We start from the raw sequence: 20,080 nt of genomic DNA, 5'->3' as shown, positions 1-20,080 counted from the left end.
TGCAAGACAGCGGTGGCGCGCGGCTGGCCAAAAGGCCGGCCAAGGCGTCAGGCAGCCACGGCGCGGGGCAGCAGCAGCGATTGTTCCACATAGAAATGCGCCACAACATCCGCGCACAGCTTGCGCAATCCGGTGTAAAGCGCCGTCCAAGATCCGCAGGCGCCGATGGGAAGCTGCATCGAATGGGTGACGTGCTCGATCCGTTGCAGGATCGTTCCAATCTCGTCGTGCTGGTCGATCACCGTTCTGACATGACCGGCCAATCCGGCAACCTCGCCCTGCAGGATCGCAGGAAACAGCAGGTTTTCCTGGGCCGTCATCTGCACGTCCAGGCCGTCGCGCAATGCGATCAGCGCCTGGGTCAGGCCCAGGGGCGCTTCGTCATGATCGCCATGGACGATTTCCACCCGGTTCGCCAGCGGGATCAGGAAGTCCAGTTCCTCGCGATGGGTGACGTGGTAACGGTCGATGATACGCTGGATCAGCGCGGGCGTGTCCAAAGGGGCATCCCGGCTGGCCTTGTCGATCAGGCCCTGCAGCCGCGCGGTCAGGTCCGCCAGATCCAGCCCTGCCTTATCTGCGGCCTGGATCAGGCTCAGATCGCCGCCGCAGCAAAAGCTGATACCGGTCTCGCGAAAGATGCGGGCCGCGCCGGGCAGTTTCGCGGCAATGTCGGCCACGGTGTTGCCGGGGGAAAGAAGGGGGTCGGTCATGCGTTTCTCCGATGGGATCAGGGGTCCAGGCCCGCGCCAGCGGCAGGGCCGGATGCAGCAGATCGACGGCGCGGGCCGCGATCCGGGCAGTGATGCCGGCTTTGCCGGTCGCAGGTAAAAGGCAGGAACCGGGGAACGGATCACCGCCCCCGGTTCGGCCGCGGCCTGCATGGTGCGCAGATGCGCCAGGGTCAGCGGCGCTTCCCGGGCCAGCGTGACCGGCGGGCGGCGCTCCTTCAACTGCACGGGAAGTGCATTGATGCCCGGCAGATCCTCCTGCTGCAGGGGGGCATTGCGCCACACCGTGGGCCGCGCCGCCCGCCTCATCGGCCAGCGGGACCGGGCGTCGCGCATAGCGCGGCGGGATCGGCCCCTGGCGGCGCAGGGCGGCAGGCGGAAAGGCGGTCATCTCGTGACGCAGGGACAGGGATGCGCCGATCCGCGCCGGATCGCCCCGCGCATCGGCGAAGGCCAGAACAGCCCGCCGGTCGGGAAACGGGGAACGGCTGCGGAGAGGGATCTGGGACTGGATCATGGGGCTGCTCTCTAGCCCGGGAAATCGGCGGCTCTCTTGACGATGGTCAAGCAAGGCGTTGTTTTCCAGGATGGGTCGGCGAATTGGATCGTCGTGCCTCCCTCTCCCGCTGGTGCGGCGCTCGGGCCGATGTTGCCACGCCTCGGCGGCGCGACCGGGCCAAGGACAGCTGCCAGTTCGTTTGCGGCGACTCTCGCGACGCGGAAACGCTGGACGGCCGGGCGTTCCTGCCCCTGAACGGCGCGCAGACGCTGGTCCATGCCCATATCACCGTCGTGGACCAGATCCCGGATCTGGCGTCAGTGCGATCCGGCTGTCTTTGCAGGTCGCGGATTTTGCAGGAGTGGTGCGGCTACAGGATGACCTGTCGCGGCAAGGCGGCGGCACCGATGGTGTGTCGCGGTTGCAGGCCATGATGCCGACAGCTGCCTCTGTTGCAGGTACGCCGGGGCTGCGACCGGTCGAGTAGCGGGCGTCACCAGGGGACGACAGCCGCCGGATTGCCCGCCAGTCGGATCGGGGCGGCGCCCAGCCGGGCCGCCTCGGCCGCGTCATGCGTGACCAGGATCAGCCCCGCGCCGCTGCGATCCAGCAGACGTGCGGTCAGATCCAGCATCCGGCCTGCCGTGTCCGGGTCAAGGCTGGCAAAGGGTTCGTCCATCAGCAGGATGTCCGGGCTTGCGGCAAAGGCGCGGGCCAGTGAAAGGCGGCGCTGCTGGCCCAAGGACAGTTGGCGGGGAAACTTGTCCTCGTGGCCTGCCAGGCCCACATCGGCCAGCAGCGCGCGGGCCTGGGCTTGGTCGCAACCCGTTGGCAGGGTGATATTGGCCACCGCCTGCCGCCAGGGCAGCAGGACCGGCTCCTGAAACACGAGGGCCAGCTTTTCGCCGCCCTGAAGCTGACCGTGGAAATCGCGGTCCAGCCCGGCCAGGATCCGCAGCAGCGTCGATTTGCCGATGCCCGACGGACCCAGGATCGCCACGCGCTGACCGCGCTGGATGGCCAGGTTCAGGGCGCCCAGGACCGGGCGGTCCGCAAAGGACTTGCCCGCCAGATCAAGCCTCATCGCGCCGCCAGCGGTTCGCGCCAGCCTCCCACGGACGCAGGACGGCAAGGTCGATCAGCAGCATCACCCCCACGAAGGCCAAGGCCCAGGCCAGCACGCCCGCCACGTCGAAGGAGGAAAACAGCAGGTGGATCTTGAAGCCGACGCCGTTCGACCGGCCCAAAAATTCGACCACCAGCACGATCTTCCAGATCAGCGAAATCCCCGCCCGCGCCGCCGCCGCGATATGGGGGCCAAGCTGGGGGAGCACGACATGGCGCATCCGCGTCCACCAGCCCATCGCGAAAACCCGCGCCATGTCGTCCAGGTCGGGACGCAGGGCGCGGCTGCCCTCGCGCAGCATCACGGTGACGACGGGGATCTTGTTCAAGGCGACGGCCGTGACGGCGGCGACCTCGTTCAGGCCGATCCAGATATAGGCCAGCACGATCACCACCAGGGCCGGGATGTTCAGGGCGATCACCAGGACGGGGTTCAGCCAGTGATCCGCACGACGCGACCGGCCCATCCACAGGCCCAGGGCGACACCCGCCGCCATGGCGATGGCAAAGCTGGCCAGCACCCGCAGCAGCGTCGCCCCCGCGTGCAGCCACAATTCCCCCGTGACAGCCAGATCGACGATCCGCGCCGCCACCAGCAGGGGCGAGGGCATGGTGCGCGGATCACCGGCCACGCCCGCCACTGCCATCCACAAGGCCAGCAGCACCAGGACCGACAGGATGCCCGGCACAAGGCCGGGGCGCTTGCGGGGGGACGCGTCACTCACCTTGCCAGAACAACCCTTGCGGCAATTCGGTCAACCCGCCCGTCAGATCGTCCCCGCCCAGGTCCGCCAGCAGGGAAAACAGGCTTTGCGCGTCCCCGGCATCGACCGGGCCTTCTGGCGGGATGCCCGTCCGCCAGCCGTCGCGCAGGGCCGCAAATTCCGCATCCGTATCGGCGCCCATCATCGGGCGCAGGGCCTGCCAGGCCGCGTCGTCGGACGCCAGCAGATCCTTGGCTTGGCGCGAAGCCCGCGCCAGCCCGCGTGCCAGATCGGGGTTCGCCGCCACCCAGTCGTCGCGCAGCACATATCCCAAAAGCGGCGTGCCCGGATCCAGCCCCAGCCCCTTGGCGGCGTCGGACACGCTGACGACCTCTCGCATCCCAGCCGCCTGCATCTTGGCCATGAAATGCCAGAAGTTGATCGCCCCCGCGACCTGTCCGGTTTCCGCCGCGTTCTGGATCATCGGCGGGGCGCCGAAGACCTGTTGCGTGACATCGGCCAGATCGCGGCCGGTCTGCTGGCGATGCCAGGCACGCAGGATCAGCCAGCTTTTGTCCACAGGCCCGCCCGCGATGCCGATCCTTTCCGCCTCCAGATCCTCAAGGCTGCGCGCCGGGCTGTCGGCGGGAACCACCAGTCCGCCCACGGCGGTGGAATAGGGCCAAAAGGTGAAGGGCGCGCCGTTGGCCCGCTGGATCGCCACCCAAATCCAGTCCGAGACGATCGCATCGACCTGTCCGCCCTGCATGGCGACCTGGGTGGCGGGATTGCCGGCAAAGGGCTGCATCCGCAATTCGAAGCCGTTCTCGCGGTCGAAGCCGCGATCCTGGATGGTGCGCAGTTCCCAATTGACGGTGCCGTTTTCCAGGGTGCCGATGGTGACCACGGGCAGCGGCGCCTGCTGCGCAAGGCCCGCCCCCGCCTGCACCAGGACAGCCGCGACCACACCGGCGATCCGGCCAATCCACGGAAAGCGCATGGTTTCCCCCCTCGGCTTTCTTTGGCGACAAAGGTGGCACGGGCGGGGGGCGGTCACAATCGACTAGAAGTCGCACCCCGCCGCCCTGCCGTCACGCAGGGTTCCAGCGGCGTTTCAGCGCGATCAGGTGCAGCGCAGCCGCCGCCGCGCCGCCGCCCTTGTTCTGGCCTTGCGGATCGGCCCGGACCTCGGCCTGGTGGATGTTTTCCACCGTCAGGATGCCGTTGCCGATGCACTGTCCCTGCAAGCCCAGCAGCGTCAATCCGCGGGAACTGTCGTTGCAGACCGTGTCGTAATGCGTCGTCTCGCCCCGGACCACGCAGCCAAGCGCCACATAGCCGTCGTAAAGACCGCCGCTGGCGGCAAGCGCGATGGCGGTGGGGATTTCCAGCGCGCCCGGCACCTCGACCAGATCGACGGTGGCTCCCGCTTGGACCGCGACGGCGCGCGCGCCCTCGACCAGCCCGTCGGCGATCTGGCGGTAATAAGGCGCGACCACGATCAGCAGGCGGGCCCCCTCGGCGGGCGGCAGCGGCAGTTGGTAATGTTCAATGCTGGCGGCCATGGCTTATCCCTTGGGAACCGGATGGGTGGAATGAATGGAAAGGCCATAGGCATCAAGCCCGATCACCCGGACCGGCGCCGAGTTGGTCAGCAGGATCAATTCCGACAAACCCAGCACGGACAGGATCTGCGCGCCCAGCCCGTATTGCCGCAGCACATGGGAAGACACCTCGTCCTGGCGCGGCAGGCGCGGTTCGATGTCGCGGAACAGCACGACCACGCCCCTGCCATTCTCGGCGATGACCTGCATGGCGCTGCCCAGAGACCCGGCGTTTTCGCGCCCGATGCCCAGCACATCGTGCAGGGGATCCAGCACGTGCATCCGCACCATGACCGGGCCGGGTGCTGCCAGATCGCCCTTGGTCAGCACGATATGTTCCGCGCCGGTGGTGTCGTCGGCAAAGATGCGCATCATCCACTCGCCGCCATGCGCCGACTGGACAGCCATCTGCCCGCGTTCGGCGATCAGGTTGTCATGGCGGCGGCGGTAGGCGATCAACTGGCTGATGGTGCCGATCTTCAGCCCGTGCTTCTGGGCAAAGGCCACCAGGTCGGGCAGCCGCGCCATGGTGCCGTCGTCGTTCATGATCTCGCAGATCACGCCCGAGGGGTTCAGCCCCGCCAGCCGTGCGACATCGACCGCGGCCTCGGTATGGCCGGCGCGGACAAGCACGCCGCCATCGCGGGCGCGCAGCGGAAAGATGTGGCCGGGGGTTGCGATGTCGCCCGGCCCCTTGGTGGGATCGATGGCCACCGCGACCGTCAGCGCGCGGTCCTGGGCAGAGATCCCGGTGGTCACGCCTTCGCGCGCCTCGATCGACATGGTGAAGGCGGTCTCGTGCCGGCTGGAGTTCTTGGCGCTCAGCAGCGGCAGGCCCAGCGCGTCGATGCGCGCGCCGGGCATGGACAGGCAGATCAGACCGCGCCCATGCGTGGCCATGAAGTTGATGACCTCGGGCGTAGCCATCTGCGCGGGGATCACCAGGTCGCCTTCGTTTTCCCGGTCTTCGTGATCGACCAGGATGAACATCCGGCCATTGCGGGCCTCGTTGATGATTTCCTCGATGGGGGAAATCGCGTCGGACCAGTCGCGTTCGACTGGTCCCGGAGTGTTGTCGGACATCCGCCGCTCCTGCAAGGGATTGATGGCGGGTGACAAAACCTTCTTCCGCCACAATCACGGTTATTCAACTGAAGGCCTTGCCAATCCTCGACACGCGCAGGCCGCCCTTGCATCTGCACCGCGAACCCCTCCGGCGCAAGCCCCGACCGTCCTTTGCAGGATGCGTCAAGACGCGCGTTCCCGCCAGAGGTCCGTGAGGAAAAAGACTGCCTGGGTGAATGGTGCCCGGAGACGGATTTGAACCGCCGACACGCGGATTTTCAATCCGCTGCTCTACCAACTGAGCTATCCGGGCGCCCTATCGCGCCGTTGGGCGCGTGGTGTGGGCGGTGTTTACGGGCGCTTGGGGCGGCTGTCCAGTCCCTCACCATTGTTTTTTTCGCTTTCCCCGCCGTGATCCGGGGGCAGATCCTCATCCGGCTGGCCAGGGATGACATAGGCGCCGCGCAGCCAGCGGCCCAGATCCACATCGGCGCAGCGTTTCGAACAGAACGGACGATAGGCCGGGACGCTGTTCTTGGTGCAGATCGGGCAGGCCATCAGTCCGCCCCCATGGCCAGACGGTGCAGGGCAATGCGGTCGCGTTTGCGGTTGATCTCGTAAAGGCCCATCGTGGTCCAGCCGATCAGCGACGTTTCCGCGCTTTCGCCCTTGAAGGCGGCGCGCAGCACTTGGTCCAGCGTGGCGCGGTCGCGCTTGGGGATGGGGGCGAAATCGACCACCACCTGCCCGCCAAGGCCGCGCAGGCGCAACTGGCGCGGCAGGTCGCGGGCAAGCGCGATATTGGCCTTGACCGCGGCGGCGGGGCTGGCGTCCGAGCCGGTGTTCACGTCAACGGCCAGCAGCGCTCGGGTAGGCTCTATGATGGCATGGCCGCCGCCCGGCAAGGGCAGGTCGGGGGACAACAGGGCATCGACGGCTTCCATGACGCCGCAGCGGTCGAAGCTGTCCTCGCCCTCCTCGATCGCGTCGGGTTCGGGATCGGCCCAATCCATCCAGGCCTGCTCATGGGGCGAAGGCGCCCCCAGCAGCAATTCGGGTGGTCCTGCCTGTTCGCCCGCGAGCTTGGCGGACAAATCCAGAAGGCTGCGCAATTCCCCGGCAATCTCGTCGATTGGCGCCACGTCGCACAGGCTGCGGAAAATGATGCCGGTGCCTTCGGGGGGGGCAGCGGTCTCGCCCAGGGTGGCCAGTTCGGCGCGCAGATCATCGTCCCGGATGCGGCGCGAGACATTGATGCCGGGCGCGCCGGGCGTCACCAGCGCGTGCCGGCCACGGAACACGATGCGCGAGGTCACGGGAACAGCCTTGCCTTCGTCGGCCACGCCAGCCACCTGGACCAGCAGGGCCTGACCTTCGCGCAGGCCGGAGCGGTCGCGCAGATAGCCGCGCTGACCTTCGGGCAGGCGCAGGAAGACGCCGCCCTGCCCCTTCATCAGGCGCTCGACCACGCCCCGGCAGATATCGCCGGGCACCAGGGGGGCCAGCCTGTTGGCATCCACCAACAGGTCGGTCAGCACGCCGTCCTGCATCAGGGCGGCAGCCTCGGCGCCAAACAGATGGCCCAGAACGACCTGTCGTCCCTTCATGGGCGGGATCCCTTCATGGTAATGCCGCTGGCGGCCAGCATCGCGGCGGTTTCCGACAACGGCAAGCCGACAACGGCCGAGAACGACCCTTGAATCCAGGGGATGAACGCCGCGGCAGCCCCTTGGATGGCATAGCCCCCGGCCTTGCCCTGCCAGTCGCCGATATCAAGATAGGCTTCCAGTTCGGTGACGCCGATGGGGCGCATCCGCACGGTGGTTTCCACCAGGCGATCGCGCGTCCGGCCATCCTGGCGCAGGACGATGGCGGTCAGGACGCGGTGGCGGCGGCCCGACATCAGGCGCATGAAATCGGCGGCTTCCCGGCGCGATTCCGGCTTGCCCAGGATGCGGCGGCCCACCGCAACCGTGGTATCGGCGCAAAGCAGCACGTCACCGGGCGCAAGGTCGATAGCCTGCGCCTTGGCAATGGCGATGCGCCGCACATAATCGCGCGCCAACTCGCCCTTTATGGGAGTTTCGTCGATATCGGCGCTGCGGATGTCGTCGGGGACGATGCCGATCTGCGCCAGAAGATCCAGACGGCGCGGGCTTGCCGAACCCAGGACCAGACGCGGGCGCGATGCGGCCAGGGGGCGCGCGGTCATCGCGGCGCCCGCATCACTTGAAGCGGTAATTGATCCGTCCCTTGGACAGGTCATAGGTGTTCATTTCTACCTGAACCTTGTCGCCGGCAAGAACCCGGATGCGGTTCTTGCGCATCTTCCCTGCCATATGCGCGATGATCTCATGGCCGTTTTCCAGCTCGACCCTGAACGTCGCATTCGGCAAGAGTTCCTTCACGACACCCGGGAATTCGAGCATTTCTTCCTTGGCCATGACTACTCCATCGTGATCGACCCGGCTGATTCGGGACCGGGGTTAAATGCGGCCACAACGCAAGGATTTCAAGTGTAAAGAACATTTCATGCGCCAAGGGCACGCGCCGTCATGCCGTCCGCTCCGCCAGTTCCCACGTCGGGCGCGGCCCGGAACGGGTCGCGGTCGGCCAGGTCTGCCGGGGGCAGCGCGGCGGGCGGGGAAACCGGGTCAAGCCGGGGGGAAGCCGCCGCATCGGCGGGATCATGCAGGCGCAGGGCGTGGCATCCCTCGGCCTCGCCCAGCTTGCCGGTGGCCAGCAACTGGCCGTCCGGCGTTTCCAGACGCGCATCGGTCAGGGTGACGCGCGGCAGGGGCATCAGCTTGCCGGGAACCAGAGCACGCAATTCGCCCAAGGTCATGGTGCGGCGGCACAGGACGCCCACGACCTCGACCGGGGCTGCGGCCATGGCAGAGGCCAGGGTCGCGGCGGGGGCCGCCCCGGCATTTGCGGACGGGGCCGCATTCCGGGCAACAGGCTGCGGCAGGGCCGGACGCGCTTCTGGCTTGTGCGGCACCGCGATCAGGATCTGGCCGTCACGGGTTTCCGCAGCCCCAAACCGCAGATCGAAGGCCAAGCTGCGATAAGGCCGATCCTCCAGCATCAGGATCAGCGGGCGCGGATCGTCCAGATGGGTCGCATAGCGATAGCCCTGGATAGGACCGAATCCGTCCACCGCTGCCATTTCCGTTCCCAGATCCGCCATCAGGGCATTGACGAAATCAACGCAGATGGCCGCGTCGCTGCGGGTCAGGCGGCGGCGTTCGGCGGGGCGGGCGGTGATGCGGCCCAGGGCCTGGACCTCGATCAGCGCGGTCACGGCTTCGAACCCAAGCGCCATGACGCCGATCTGGTCGCCCGGTCCCTGCAGGACCACCAGCAACGACTGGTCGGGCAGCAGTTCCGGCAATTCCGCCAGCGTCGCCATGCCCGGCTTGATCTCGACCGGCAGGACAGGCAGGCGATACAGCCGTTCGGCGGCGCGCCCCACCGCATTGGCCGCCGCGCGGGCAGGCGACAAGGGCTGCGGCTGGGGAATTCGGCCCGGTTTGTCCGCGTCGCGGTTCCGCGCCCGGAGCAGCGTCCTTAGCAGTCCTGCCTGACCAGATTGCGCCATGATCGCCCCGAATCGCCCTTGCCTGACCTGCAATGTGGCAAAAAGCGGTTGAGAAAGGGTTTATGCCCGCCGCAACCCGGCATTCACCGGCACCGGGGGACGCCGTGGCAGCAGGATGCGAAAGGCCGCGCCCCCCTGCCCGGGCAGATAGGAGATTTCCCCGCCCAGGTTCGCCATGATTTCCTTGCAGATCGCCAGGCCCAGCCCCGCCCCCCCTGCCCGCGCCGGATCGTTCAAGCGGGCGAATTTCTCGAAGATCAGTGATTGGCGCGCGGCCTCGATCCCCGATCCGTTGTCGATGATGTCGATCTGCGCGCTGCCCCGCAGGGTCCGGCGCACCCTGATCGACAGAACCGGCGGCTCGGCGTCGCAATACTTGCGCGCATTGCTGATGACATTGATCAGCACCTGCAACAGCCGGTCGGCGTCGGTGATGATGCCGACATATTCTGCCAGGGGCTCCCGCTCGATGCGGAAGACGCGTTCGGGGCGGGTGGCGGATGCGGCGGACAGCGCGCGGTCGATCAGGTTGTGCAGGTTGGCGGGGGTGACCGAAAGCTGCGCCTGCCCGCTTTCCAGGACCGACAAATCCAGCAGGTCGTCCAGCAGGCGCGTCAGCCGCCCGGATTCGTCATAGATAATCTTGGCAAAGCGGTCGCGGTCGGCGGCAGGCAAATCGGGCGTGCGCAGGATTTCCGAAAACGCCCGGACCGAGGTCATGGGCGTGCGCAATTCGTGGCTGATCTGGCCCAGGAATGCGTCCTTCTGCACCGATAGCGCGGTCAGCTTGTCGTTCGCTTCCCGCAACTGGGTTGCGGTGCGGGCCAGTTCGGCGCGGGCGTTTTCCAGGCGCTGCGTTTCCTCCTTGGCGCGCTGCGCCTCAGTCGCGACCTGCATCAGGTCGGACACGGTCAGTTCCGACCCGCCCGCCACGCTGTCGATCATGGCGTGGGCGGTGGCCGCCCCGATCGAGCCTGCCAGCCGCCGTTCCAGCCGCGTCAGGAACCGCGGGGTCAGGTCGGGCAGATAGCCGGACTTGCCCTGGAACGCGGCCTCGGACTGAAAGAAGCGCAGCGCATCCTCGGCCCCCCAGACGCGGCGGGCCATGACCAGCAGCGGTTCCACCTGATCGGCACCGCGCGACAAGCGCCGGTGGCGGACCGGATCGACGGCGCTGACAAAGGACAGGCCTTGCAGCCGTTCCACCGGGTCGGGCATCCCGAATATCGACAGCGCGATAAAGGCCAGCGTGTTCAGGGTCAGCGACAGGAAGATCGCGAAGGCCAGCGGATCCACCCCCGGCGGCAAGGTTGGCGCCCCCCCGATCCCGACCGAGGGCAGAAAGATCAGCGCCAGCCACAAAAGGAACCCGGTCCCCACCCCGGCATAGGCCCCCTGCCGGTTGGCGCCGCGCCACAGCAGGCCGCCGATCATCGCCGGCAGCACCTGCGCCATGCCGGTGAACGCCACCAACCCCATCGAGGCAAGCGCTGTCGTCCCTCCGGTGGCCCGGTAATAAACCCAGCCCACCGCCATCACCGCCAGGATCGCCAGCCGCCGGGCATTGAGCACGAAGCCGCGCAAATCCTCGGGGTCGTCCAACTGCGGCTTGCGGCGCAGCAGCAGCCACAAGGGTACCAGCCAGTGGTTCGAGATCATGGTGGCAAGGGCGATCGTGCAAACCACCACCATGGATGTCGCTGCGGAAAAACCGCCAAGGAACACCAGGAAGGCCAGCCAGTTCTGGCCCGATTGCGCAGGCAGCGTCAGCACATACAGGTCGGGATTGGCATCTGCGGGCAGAAGCTGCTGGCCCATCACGGCAATCGGCAGCACGAACAGCGACATCGCGAACAGATAGGCCGGAAAGGCCCAGCCCGCGACGCTCAGGCGGTCTTCGTCCGCCGCCTCGACCACCAGCACCTGGAACATCCGCGGCAGGGCGATGATCGCCGCGCCCGACACGATGATCAGCGCGGTCCAGCGGTCCGGGCGCAGGATCCAGCCGCCATGTTCGGGACTTGCGACCGTTTCCTCGATCCGGTGCAGCATATCCAGCGGGCCGTCGGCCAAGCCCCAGACGACAAATGCCCCAAGCGCCAGAAAGGCCAGCAGCTTGACCAGCGCCTCCAGTGCGATGGCGGTGACGACGCCGTGGTGACGTTCGTCGGCGGCCAGGTTGCGCGTGCCGAAGATGATGGTGAACAGGGCCAGCCCGCCTGCCACCCACAGTGCTGTTCCTCCACTCCCGGCCATGGGGATGTCGGTCAGGCTGTCGGTGGCAAACACCTCGAACGACAGGCTGACCGATTGCAGTTGCAGGGCGACATAGGGCGTGGCCGCGATCACCGCGATCAGCGTGACCAGGGCCGCCAGCCGGTTGGATTTGCCAAAGCGCGCCGAGACAAGATCCGCGATGGATGTGACATGGTGCATCCGCGCGACCCGCACCAGCCTCCGCAGCCCCCACCATGCCCCGCAAAAGACAACGGTCGGTCCCAGATAGATCGTGGCGAATTCCAGCCCCGACCGGCTGGCGTAACCGACTGCGCCGTAAAAGGTCCATGCCGAGCAATAGACCGACAGCGACAGCGTATAGACGGCGGGGTGATCCAGCCAGCGCACCCTGCCCTGAGAGGCCGCGCGGTCGGCCGCGAAGGCCACTCCGAACATCAGCGCGACATAGGCCAGGCAGCCCGCGACCAGCGCCTCAAAGGGCATCGTCGTCTTGCCCGGCGATTTCCCGGCTGGCACGCAGGGTTGCGGCATCGGCCCGGCGCAAGGCGCGGTGCAGCGCCCAGATGGCCATGATCAGCCCGGCCCATATCCCGAACAGCCAGACCGCGCCTGCCGCAAAGCTGACTTGGGCGGGCATCCACCAGACCGGCACCAGGACCAGGATCGCCGCCAGCACCGGCAGCACCCGGGCCGCGTCGCCCAGGCGGCGGCGGCGGAACGAGGCGCGTTCAAGAAACAGCGGGCGGTCCGGCATGGCGGTCAGACCAGCATCCGGCGCACCATCGCGCGCAGGTCGTCATTGGCAAAGGGCTTTGCCAGCACCGCATCGGCCTGCGGCAGCGCCAGCGTCGCCTGACCCCGCGCGGTCAGCATCAGCACCGGCGTCGCGGCCAGGCTTGCGTCTTGATCGCCGCGCAATTCGGCCAGGATCTCGGTTCCCGACCGATGCGGCAGCATCACGTCCAGGATCACCAGGCGCGGCTTGGCCCCCCGGATCGCCTCGATACCGCCCAGACCGTCGCCGTGCAGGGCAACCTGCCAGCCTTCGCGGGACAGGATGAACCGCACCGCCTCGGCGATGTTGGGTTCGTCCTCGATCATCAGAATATCGAGCATTCGGCGAATGGCCCCCCATATGGCACGATAATGTGACGGTCGGGCGGCTGCTGTCAAAGCCTGTGTTCACCCCGTCAGCAGGATCGAGGGTTCGCGCCGCGCCGCGCATTCCGCACGCGGGCAGATGCGGCAGGCCGGACCGATCAGCAGGTCGGGCCGGGCGGGCGATCCTGCCTCGTCGGGCAGGATCAGCATCTGCGCACGGGTCAGGACCGGGCCGTCCGTGCCCAGCGGCTGGTGGCGGGTGGCCAGCGACAGGGTGCGGAAACGGCGGCCGGACGGCGCTTCGACCAGCCTGGCGATGGCTGTCTGGGGGACGACAAGCGCTTGGAACAGCGGCCACAACGGGCAGGCATCGCCCGGACGGGGCAGCGGAAAGCCCGGCGCGGGGCGGCGCAGCGTCAGCGCCCCCGATCCGTCGCAGACCAGCAGGCCCGCGGATTCGAAGCCTGCGGGCTTCAGCACCGCCAGGCGGCGCATGACCAGATCCAGCGGCTGGCGCAAACGCCCGGCCATGCGCAGGGGGTCTGGATCCTCGGCCGCCACGGCCAGGGCGGCGTCCGGCAAGGCCGCCTTTTCCTCCTCCATCCGGCGCAGATGCGCGCGGGCCAGGGCGCGAGCCGCATCGGATGCCAGATCGCCTGCATCGTCCACCGGCGGCGCGCCTGCGGCCAACCAGGCCTCCACTTCCTCCTGCGGGGTGAAGATGGCGTCCTGGGTGTCGAAGCTGTCCAGATAGGCCACAAGGGCCTGCGCCGTATTGGACAGGCGCAGGCTGTCGCCGTCCAGGTTGGCATGGAACCGCGCCCGCCAGTCGGCCGGGATCTCGCCCCCCTCGGCCAGGATCGAGGCGGTGGACCGGACCGAGGTAACGGCCGACAGCACCTCGTGCAGGGTGGTCAGCAGATAGGGATCCTGCCGCATCCGGTCCGACAGCGTGACAAGCTGGCGTTCCAGGGCATCGGCCCGGCGCGCGGTGGCGATCAGGGCCGCCGCCCAGCCTGGGAATCGGGCCAGCAGTTCGGGCGCCTGTTCCAGTTCCGGGGTCACGTTGTCGGGCAGGCGCACCGCCGCCTCGCGCAGGGCGGCGATCTGGGCTTCCTCTCGCCCCTCGGCCAACTCGGCGGCCGACACCTCCAACGCGGCGGCCAGGCGCAGGACCAGGTGATCGCCCACCGGACGGCGATTGTGTTCGATCAGGTTCAGGTAAGCCGCTGAAATCCCTGCCGCCCGCGCCACGTCCGCCTGCCGCCGCGACAGCGCCAGACGGCGTTCGCGAATGCGGGTTCCGGTCAGGATGCGGCTGCCAGGGCGTTGCTTCATGCCGCGATGAAAGCCCGCCTTCGGGCGCCGCGCAAGCAGCAACGATATCTTAGGGTTTTTAGGCCACGATCACGCCATGATCCTGACCTGCACCCCGTCGCCTTCCCCTATCACGGCCCTTGCCGGGACCGCTTTGCAAACGCTATGGCGGCTTTTGCAAAGATGGGGGATCATCATGGCCACTCAGAAAATCTATGCAGGCACCTCGCTGCGCGAAACGCGGGGCCGCAGCGGGCTGACCCAGCGGCGCTTTGCCGAACGGCTGGGGGTGTCGCTGCCCTATCTGTCGCAGATGGAAAACAACCACCGTCCGATTTCCGCGGGCGTGCTGCTGCGTCTGGCGCAGGAATTCGGCGTCGATCTGACCACGCTGGCGGCGGGCGATGCGGAACGCATGGTCATCGACATGCAGGAAGCCCTGGCCGATCCGCTGTTCGACGCCGCCCCGCCCCTGGCCGACCTGCGCCTGGCTGCGACCAACGCCCCGGTTCTGGCGCGCGCCTTTCTGGATCTGTACCGCGCCCACCGCCAAGGCCAGGAACGCCTGGCGGCCCTGGACGAGGCGATCGGCGCATCCAGCCAGAATGCCCTTTCAACCCCGTGGGAGGAGGTGCGCGACTTCTTCCATTATTGCGACAATTATATCGACGCCGTGGACCGGGCGGCGGAACGCTTTGCCTGCCCGGCGGGCCAGCGCCTGGACCTTTGGGACGCCGGCGTCGCCGCCCTGGCGCAACGCGGAATCCGGGTCACGCGGGCCGAACTGCCTGCCAACGCGGTCTTTCGCCGCACAGGGTCCGACATCCAGGTGAATGCCGCGGCCGAACGGCCCACCCAGCTGTTCCAGCTGCTGCACCTGGTGGCCTTGGAACGGCAATCCGACCTGCTGGAGGCGACACTGGATCTGGCACGGTTCCGCAGCCAGACCGCGCGGGACGTGGCACGGGTGGGCCTGGCCAATTACTTTGCCGGGGCGGCGCTGATGCCCTATCGCCCCTTTCTGGCCGCAGCCCAGGCGGAACGCCACGACCTGGAACGGCTGTCCCATCTGTTCGGCGCATCGCTGGAACAGGTGGCGCACCGGCTGTCCACGCTCCAGCGGCCAAGCGCCAAGGGGGTGCCTTTCTTCTTTGTCCGCGTCGATCAGGCTGGCACCATCACCAAGCGACATTCCGCCACGCGGCTGCAATTCGCCCGTTTCGGTGGCGCCTGCCCCCTGTGGAATGTCCACCAGGCCTTCGAACAGCCGGGGCGCTTCCTGCGCCAGCTGGCCGAAACGCCGGACGGAATGCGTTACCTGCTGATGTCCCGCGACGTGTCGAAACACGCAGGCGCCTTCAACGCCCCGGTCCGCCGCTTTGCCATCGGCCTGGGTTGCGAAGTGTCCCATGCAGGCAGCGTCGTTTACGCCGACGGGCTGGATCTGACCAAGCCGCGCGCCTTCGAACCGATCGGGATCTCTTGCCGGATCTGCCCCAGGCCGGATTGCCACCAGCGGTCGGTCCCGCCGATTGATCGGCCGCTGCGCATCCCCGCCGACCGACATGGACCGCTTCCTTATGAAATTTCATAGGCTTGCAGGTTTCCCGCACAAGCGTTCGGCGGATTCTTGCCCGGAGAGGCGGTGTTTCGCGCATAAGAGGAACCAAGGTGACTGCGGTTGTTGCCAGGACGACACAGTTGCGATTAACCCGACCGCAACTGGAACCAGATCGCCCCGGCCAAACAGGGGTGCATTGTCGGGGGACATGATTTGCCGAATGTGACGAACCGCCTCAACGCCTCGCTGGAACGCATTCTGCCTGAAAAGCGCCTGTTCCTGCGGTCCGATGACGATACCCGGTTCGTCCGCCTGCGTCCCTTGACCCAGTTGATCGGCGTCAGCGGCATCACCCTTGCCTTCGGCTGGACGCTGGTTGCAAGCTCGGTCCTGGCCATCGACGCGATCAGCGCAGGGTCCGCCCGCGACCAGATCACCCGCACCCAGTCCTCGTTCGAGGCGCGCCTGACCGAACTGTCCCAGGAACGCGACGCCCGCGCGGCCGAGGCGCTGGCCGCGCAGAACCGCTTTGCCGTGGCCCTGGAACAGGTGTCGCAGATGCAGTCCCAACTGCTGGCGTCCGAGGAGCGCAGCCGCGAGTTGGAAGCCGGGCTTGGCATGGTCCAGTCCACCCTGCGCGACGCGATCAGCGAACGCAACGACGCCCGCGCCGTGGTCGACGCGACCGGATCCGACGCAGCCGAGCCTGCCCGCGAACAGGAAGTCGCCGCCGCCCTGGACATCCTTACCGGGGAATTGCGCCAAACCGCCGACGAACGCGCCACCGCCGTCCAGCAAGCCGAGGCCGCCCTCCAGACGGCCGAGGAACTGGCCTTGGAACGCGACCAGATCCTGGCGCGCAACGATGAAATCCTGACCCAGTTGGAAGACGCGGTCAGCGTGTCGGTCGAACCGCTGGATCAAGTGTTCCGGTCGGTGGGCATGAACCCCGACGACGTGCTGGACACCATCCGCGAGGGCTATTCCGGCCAGGGCGGCCCCCTGACGCCGATGGGCCGTTCCACCCGCGGCAATGCCGCCCTGACCAACAGCGAGACAAAGGCCAACCAGATCATCGTCACGCTGGACCAGATGAACACCTATCGCATCGCCATGGAAAAGCTGCCGCTGGCAATGCCGGTAAAGGATTCGTTCCGCTATACTTCGGGCTTCGGGCGGCGTTGGGGCCGCGCGCATGAAGGCATCGACATGGCCGCCCCGGTCGGCACGCCGATCCATGCACCGGGCGACGGGGTCGTCACCTTTGCAGGGCGCCAAGGGGCCTATGGCAACCTGATCAAGATCGAACATGAACTGGGCGTCGAGACGCGCTACGGCCACCTGTCGCGGATTCGCGTCAAGGTCGGCCAAAGGGTGTCGCAAGGAGAGCGGATCGGTGATATGGGCAATACCGGACGCTCGACCGGGCCGCATCTGCATTACGAGGTGCGCATGAAGGGTCGGGCCGTTGACCCGATGAGCTTCATCAAGGCTGCAAGCAATGTTCAGTAAGACCCGCGTAACCGAGAAACCGCAGACAAATCCCGCGACCCCCGGACCCGATGGGTCCGCCGCTTCGGCACCTGCCCCCACCTATGATCACAAGACTGAGACGGCCATTGCCGCGACGCCCGCGCGCCGGTCCGCGCCGTCGATCCTGTCCTCGGACCTGACGGTCACGGGCAACATCCGCACCGAAGGCGACATCCAGATCGAAGGCACCGTCGAAGGCGACATCCGCGCGCATCAACTGGTCATCGGCGAAACCGCCACCATCCGGGGCGAGATCGTGGGCGACGAGGTCGTCGTGAACGGTCGTGTCGTGGGCCGCGTCCGGGGCTTGAAGGTCCGCCTGTCCGCCAGCGCACGGGTCGAGGGCGACATCATCCACAAGACCATCGCCATCGAATCCGGTGCGCATTTCGAAGGATCCGTTCAGCGGCAGGAAGACCCCATCGCCAACGGCCCGACCAAGAAGCTGGCACCACCCGCGTCGGAATAGGCACTTTCGTGCAATCAGGACGGCCCGTGTCCCGCGCGGGCCGTTTTGCCATGTCCGACTTTCCTCGGCTGCAGCATAAAGCATCTGGCGATTGGGCAAAATCCCGTGCGGCAACATGGGTTAGGCTTGCGATCATCGCAATTGGGGGAATGCATGAAACTTGTCAGATATGGCGCAAAGGGCGCGGAACGGCCGGGGATTCTGGACGGTGATGGCCGGGTCCGTGACCTGTCGGCCCATGTCGCGGATATCGCTGGCGCCTGCCTGACGGCTGAGGGGCTGGCCGCGCTACGCGCGATCGACCCGGCATCGCTGCCGCTGGTTTCGGGCGCCCCGCAGCAGGATCTGCGACTGGGGGCTTGCGTGGCGGGGGTCGGCAAGTTCCTGGCGGTCGGTCTCAATTACGCGGACCATGCCGCCGAGGCGGGCATGGAGGTGCCGGCCGAGCCGATCCTGTTCACCAAATGGACCAGCTGCATTGCCGGACCGGACGACGACCTCGCCCTGCCGCCGGATTCGGCGACGACCGATTGGGAGGTCGAGCTGGGCATCGTCATCGGCAACGGCGGGCGGGACATTCCGCAGGAGCGGGCGGCGGACCACATCGCCGGATATTGCCTCATCAACGATATCAGCGAACGCGACTGGCAATTGCGGCGCGGCGGCACCTGGGACAAGGGCAAGGGCTATGACGGCTTTGGTCCCATCGGCCCCTGGCTGGTCACTGCCGATGAAATCCCCGATCCGCTTGCCCTGCGCTTGTGGCTGGACGTGGACGGGCATCGCTACCAGGACGGCACGACCGCGACGATGGTGTTCGGGCCTTTGGAAATCGTGGCCTATGCCTCGCGCTTTACCACGCTGCATCCGGGCGACGTGATCGCCACCGGCACGCCGCCGGGCGTGGGCATGGGGCAGAAGCCTCCAGTTTATCTTCAGCGCGGCCAAGTCATGCGGCTGGGCATCGAAGGCCTGGGCGAACAGCGGCAAAGGGCGGTCTGACATGGGCGGCGCGCGATCCATCATCATCACCGGCGCAGGCAGCGGCATCGGGCGGGCCACCGCGCGGCGCTTTCTGGCGACGGGCTGGCGGGTCGCGCTTCTGGGACGCCGGGCCGATGCATTGCGGGAAACCGCCGGGGAAAACCCCGCACTGATCCTGCCCTGCGACGTGACCGACGAAACTGCGGTGGATGCCGCGTTCGACCGCTGTCATGCGGAATGGGGGCGGCTGGAGGTGCTGTTCAACAATGCCGGGCGCGGCGCGAACCCCGCCACGCCCGACGCCGTCGACCCCGGCATCTTCCGCGACGTGATCGCGGTCAACGTGACGGGGATGTTCCTTTGCGCCCGCGCTGCCTTTCGGTTGATGCGCGGGCAAGATCCGCAAGGCGGGCGGATCATCAACAACGGATCCATTTCCGCCCATGCCCCGCGTCCTGGATCGGTCGCCTATACGGTGTCCAAGCACGCCGTGACCGGGCTGACCAAGTCGCTGTCGCTGGACGGGCGTCCCTTTGGCATCGCCTGCGGCCAGATCGACATCGGCAATGCCGCGACCGAATTGCTGACCCAGGTCAGCACCAATTCCCCGGATGCGGAACCGCTGATGGACGTGTCCGTGGTGGCGGATGCCGTTCTGCACATGGCAAGCCTGCCGCCGGGGGCGAATGTCCAGTTCATGACCGTGATGGCCACCACCATGCCCTTTATCGGGCGGGGTTAGCCGCCACCCATCACCCGGCGATAGATGTGCCAACTGGCATGGCCCAGCACCGGCAACACGATCAGCAGTCCCAGAAATCCGGGAATGATCGCCACGAACAGCCAGATCGCGATCAGCGCCCCCCAGACGGCCATCACGCCCGGGCTTTCCACAACCGCCCGGCAGGACGTGATGATGGCGGTGATGAAGTCGACCTCTCGGTCCAACAGCAGGGGCAGGCCCACAACGGTGAAGCAGAACAGAACGGCCGCAAAGCCCCCGCCGATCACTGTGCCCAGAACCAGCATCACCAGCCCCCTGCCCCCAAACAGCACCTCGGGCGAGGTGGTGATGTTGGTCAGCGCCGACACACCCATGAACAGCGCGAAAACCGTGTGGGCGACAAAGACCCAGAACATGAACAACAGCAGGATCACCATTGCCATGGACGGGATCTGCCGCTGCCGCTGTTCAAAGACGACGCGCAGGATGCGGGCGGTTTCCAGCGGCTCGCCCGCCTCGATCCGGCGGCTGACCTCATAAAGGCCCACGGCGGCAAAGGGCGCGATCAACGGAAACCCCAGGATGAAGGGGATCAGCCACCAGTCCTGTCCCGATGCAAAGGCAACGGATGCCAAGGCCCAGCCCCCCAGGACGTAAAAGGCGGAAAAGATCAGTCCGAAGGCTGGGGCGCGGCGAAAATCGCGCCAGCCCAGGGTCAGGGCATCGGACAAATCCGACAGGGCGATATGGCCCGGCTCGGGCAGGATGTCGGGCAGGTTGGCATGGTCGCGCGCGGGCAGGTCGGATCGGGCCAAGGAATCCCT

General features: G+C 67.2%; 21 protein-coding genes, 1 tRNA gene and 1 pseudogene. 5 read left to right on the top strand and 18 right to left on the bottom strand.

The window, feature by feature from the left end:
* Positions 1-47: 47 nt before the first annotated feature.
* From LZ585_RS04735 to LZ585_RS04655, 17 genes and pseudogenes are all read right to left on the bottom strand, one after another.
* Complete coding sequence (locus LZ585_RS04735) at positions 48-713, bottom strand: DUF542 domain-containing protein (protein WP_234855757.1); 666 nt, start codon at positions 711-713, stop codon at positions 48-50.
* Between the two features lie 25 nt (positions 714-738).
* A pseudogene (locus tag LZ585_RS14880) lies at positions 739-968 on the bottom strand (phenolic acid decarboxylase); the annotation flags it as partial.
* A gap of 755 nt (positions 969-1,723) precedes the next feature.
* Positions 1,724-2,314 (bottom strand): ABC transporter ATP-binding protein, encoded by a 591-nt coding sequence (locus LZ585_RS04725; RefSeq protein ID WP_234855274.1) that lies wholly within the window; start codon positions 2,312-2,314, stop codon positions 1,724-1,726.
* Positions 2,304-3,002, bottom strand: a complete 699-nt coding sequence (locus LZ585_RS04720; RefSeq protein WP_449301143.1) for an ABC transporter permease subunit — start codon at positions 3,000-3,002, stop codon at positions 2,304-2,306. Before LZ585_RS04720 ends, LZ585_RS04725 begins: the two co-directional genes overlap by 11 nt.
* 70 nt (positions 3,003-3,072) lie before the next feature.
* On the bottom strand, positions 3,073-4,059 hold the full coding sequence (locus tag LZ585_RS04715) for an ABC transporter substrate-binding protein (protein WP_234855272.1): 987 nt from the start codon (positions 4,057-4,059) through the stop codon (positions 3,073-3,075).
* 91 nt (positions 4,060-4,150) lie between these two features.
* Positions 4,151-4,624, bottom strand: a complete 474-nt coding sequence (locus tag LZ585_RS04710; RefSeq protein WP_234855271.1) for a 6,7-dimethyl-8-ribityllumazine synthase — start codon at positions 4,622-4,624, stop codon at positions 4,151-4,153.
* A gap of 3 nt (positions 4,625-4,627) precedes the next feature.
* Entirely contained in the window at positions 4,628-5,746 is a 1,119-nt protein-coding gene (gene ribB / locus LZ585_RS04705; protein ID WP_234855270.1) for a 3,4-dihydroxy-2-butanone-4-phosphate synthase, read from the bottom strand.
* A 219-nt stretch (positions 5,747-5,965) separates the two neighbouring features.
* A tRNA-Phe gene (locus tag LZ585_RS04700) sits at positions 5,966-6,041 on the bottom strand.
* 38 nt (positions 6,042-6,079) lie between these two features.
* Positions 6,080-6,286: a DNA gyrase inhibitor YacG gene (locus LZ585_RS04695; RefSeq protein WP_234855269.1), complete on the bottom strand. Its 207-nt coding sequence runs from the start codon at positions 6,284-6,286 to the stop codon at positions 6,080-6,082.
* Positions 6,286-7,335: a ribonuclease E/G gene (locus LZ585_RS04690; protein WP_234855268.1), complete on the bottom strand. Its 1,050-nt coding sequence runs from the start codon at positions 7,333-7,335 to the stop codon at positions 6,286-6,288. The genes LZ585_RS04695 and LZ585_RS04690 overlap by 1 nt, the downstream gene beginning before the upstream one ends.
* Positions 7,332-7,940 carry a Maf family protein gene (locus LZ585_RS04685; protein ID WP_234855267.1) on the bottom strand — a complete coding sequence of 203 codons (609 nt, stop codon included), beginning with the start codon at positions 7,938-7,940 and terminating at the stop codon, positions 7,332-7,334. Before LZ585_RS04685 ends, LZ585_RS04690 begins: the two co-directional genes overlap by 4 nt.
* Before the next feature lie 13 nt (positions 7,941-7,953).
* Positions 7,954-8,172: a translation initiation factor IF-1 gene (gene infA, locus LZ585_RS04680; RefSeq protein WP_036636451.1), complete on the bottom strand. Its 219-nt coding sequence runs from the start codon at positions 8,170-8,172 to the stop codon at positions 7,954-7,956.
* 86 nt (positions 8,173-8,258) lie between these two features.
* Positions 8,259-9,233: a FliM/FliN family flagellar motor C-terminal domain-containing protein gene (locus LZ585_RS04675; RefSeq protein WP_234855266.1), complete on the bottom strand. Its 975-nt coding sequence runs from the start codon at positions 9,231-9,233 to the stop codon at positions 8,259-8,261.
* 156 nt (positions 9,234-9,389) lie between these two features.
* Complete coding sequence (locus LZ585_RS04670; RefSeq protein ID WP_234855265.1) at positions 9,390-12,050, bottom strand: ATP-binding protein; 2,661 nt, start codon at positions 12,048-12,050, stop codon at positions 9,390-9,392.
* Positions 12,040-12,321: a hypothetical protein gene (locus LZ585_RS04665; protein WP_234855264.1), complete on the bottom strand. Its 282-nt coding sequence runs from the start codon at positions 12,319-12,321 to the stop codon at positions 12,040-12,042. The genes LZ585_RS04670 and LZ585_RS04665 overlap by 11 nt, the downstream gene beginning before the upstream one ends.
* Positions 12,322-12,326: 5 nt before the next feature.
* Positions 12,327-12,683, bottom strand: coding sequence for a response regulator transcription factor (locus LZ585_RS04660; RefSeq protein ID WP_234855263.1), 357 nt, complete (start codon positions 12,681-12,683; stop codon positions 12,327-12,329).
* Between the two features lie 66 nt (positions 12,684-12,749).
* Entirely contained in the window at positions 12,750-14,006 is a 1,257-nt protein-coding gene (locus LZ585_RS04655) for a helix-turn-helix transcriptional regulator (protein ID WP_234855262.1), read from the bottom strand.
* Between the two features lie 175 nt (positions 14,007-14,181).
* Between LZ585_RS04655 and LZ585_RS04650 the strand changes: the two genes are divergently transcribed.
* The 5 genes from LZ585_RS04650 to LZ585_RS04630 all read left to right on the top strand — a co-directional run bounded on the left by LZ585_RS04650 (position 14,182) and on the right by LZ585_RS04630 (position 19,274).
* On the top strand, positions 14,182-15,579 hold the full coding sequence (locus tag LZ585_RS04650; protein WP_234855261.1) for a helix-turn-helix domain-containing protein: 1,398 nt from the start codon (positions 14,182-14,184) through the stop codon (positions 15,577-15,579).
* A 189-nt stretch (positions 15,580-15,768) separates the two neighbouring features.
* Complete coding sequence (locus LZ585_RS04645) at positions 15,769-17,058, top strand: M23 family metallopeptidase (protein ID WP_234855260.1); 1,290 nt, start codon at positions 15,769-15,771, stop codon at positions 17,056-17,058.
* A complete protein-coding gene (locus tag LZ585_RS04640) occupies positions 17,048-17,548 on the top strand; it encodes a bactofilin family protein (RefSeq protein WP_234855259.1) in 501 nt (166 codons plus the stop codon). Before LZ585_RS04645 ends, LZ585_RS04640 begins: the two co-directional genes overlap by 11 nt.
* Positions 17,549-17,701: 153 nt before the next feature.
* Positions 17,702-18,550, top strand: coding sequence for a fumarylacetoacetate hydrolase family protein (locus tag LZ585_RS04635; protein ID WP_234855258.1), 849 nt, complete (start codon positions 17,702-17,704; stop codon positions 18,548-18,550).
* A gap of 1 nt (position 18,551) precedes the next feature.
* Positions 18,552-19,274, top strand: a complete 723-nt coding sequence (locus LZ585_RS04630; RefSeq protein WP_234855257.1) for an SDR family oxidoreductase — start codon at positions 18,552-18,554, stop codon at positions 19,272-19,274.
* On the opposite strand, the gene LZ585_RS04625 is transcribed toward LZ585_RS04630, so the two are convergent.
* Positions 19,271-20,071 carry a DUF2189 domain-containing protein gene (locus tag LZ585_RS04625; protein WP_234855256.1) on the bottom strand — a complete coding sequence of 267 codons (801 nt, stop codon included), beginning with the start codon at positions 20,069-20,071 and terminating at the stop codon, positions 19,271-19,273. The genes LZ585_RS04630 and LZ585_RS04625 overlap by 4 nt on opposite strands.
* Positions 20,072-20,080: the final 9 nt, after the last annotated feature.

The sequence above is a fragment of the Paracoccus everestensis genome, assembly GCF_021491915.1.
Taxonomy (GTDB): domain Bacteria; phylum Pseudomonadota; class Alphaproteobacteria; order Rhodobacterales; family Rhodobacteraceae; genus Paracoccus; species Paracoccus everestensis.
This window is presented reverse-complemented; position numbering and strand designations above follow the sequence as displayed.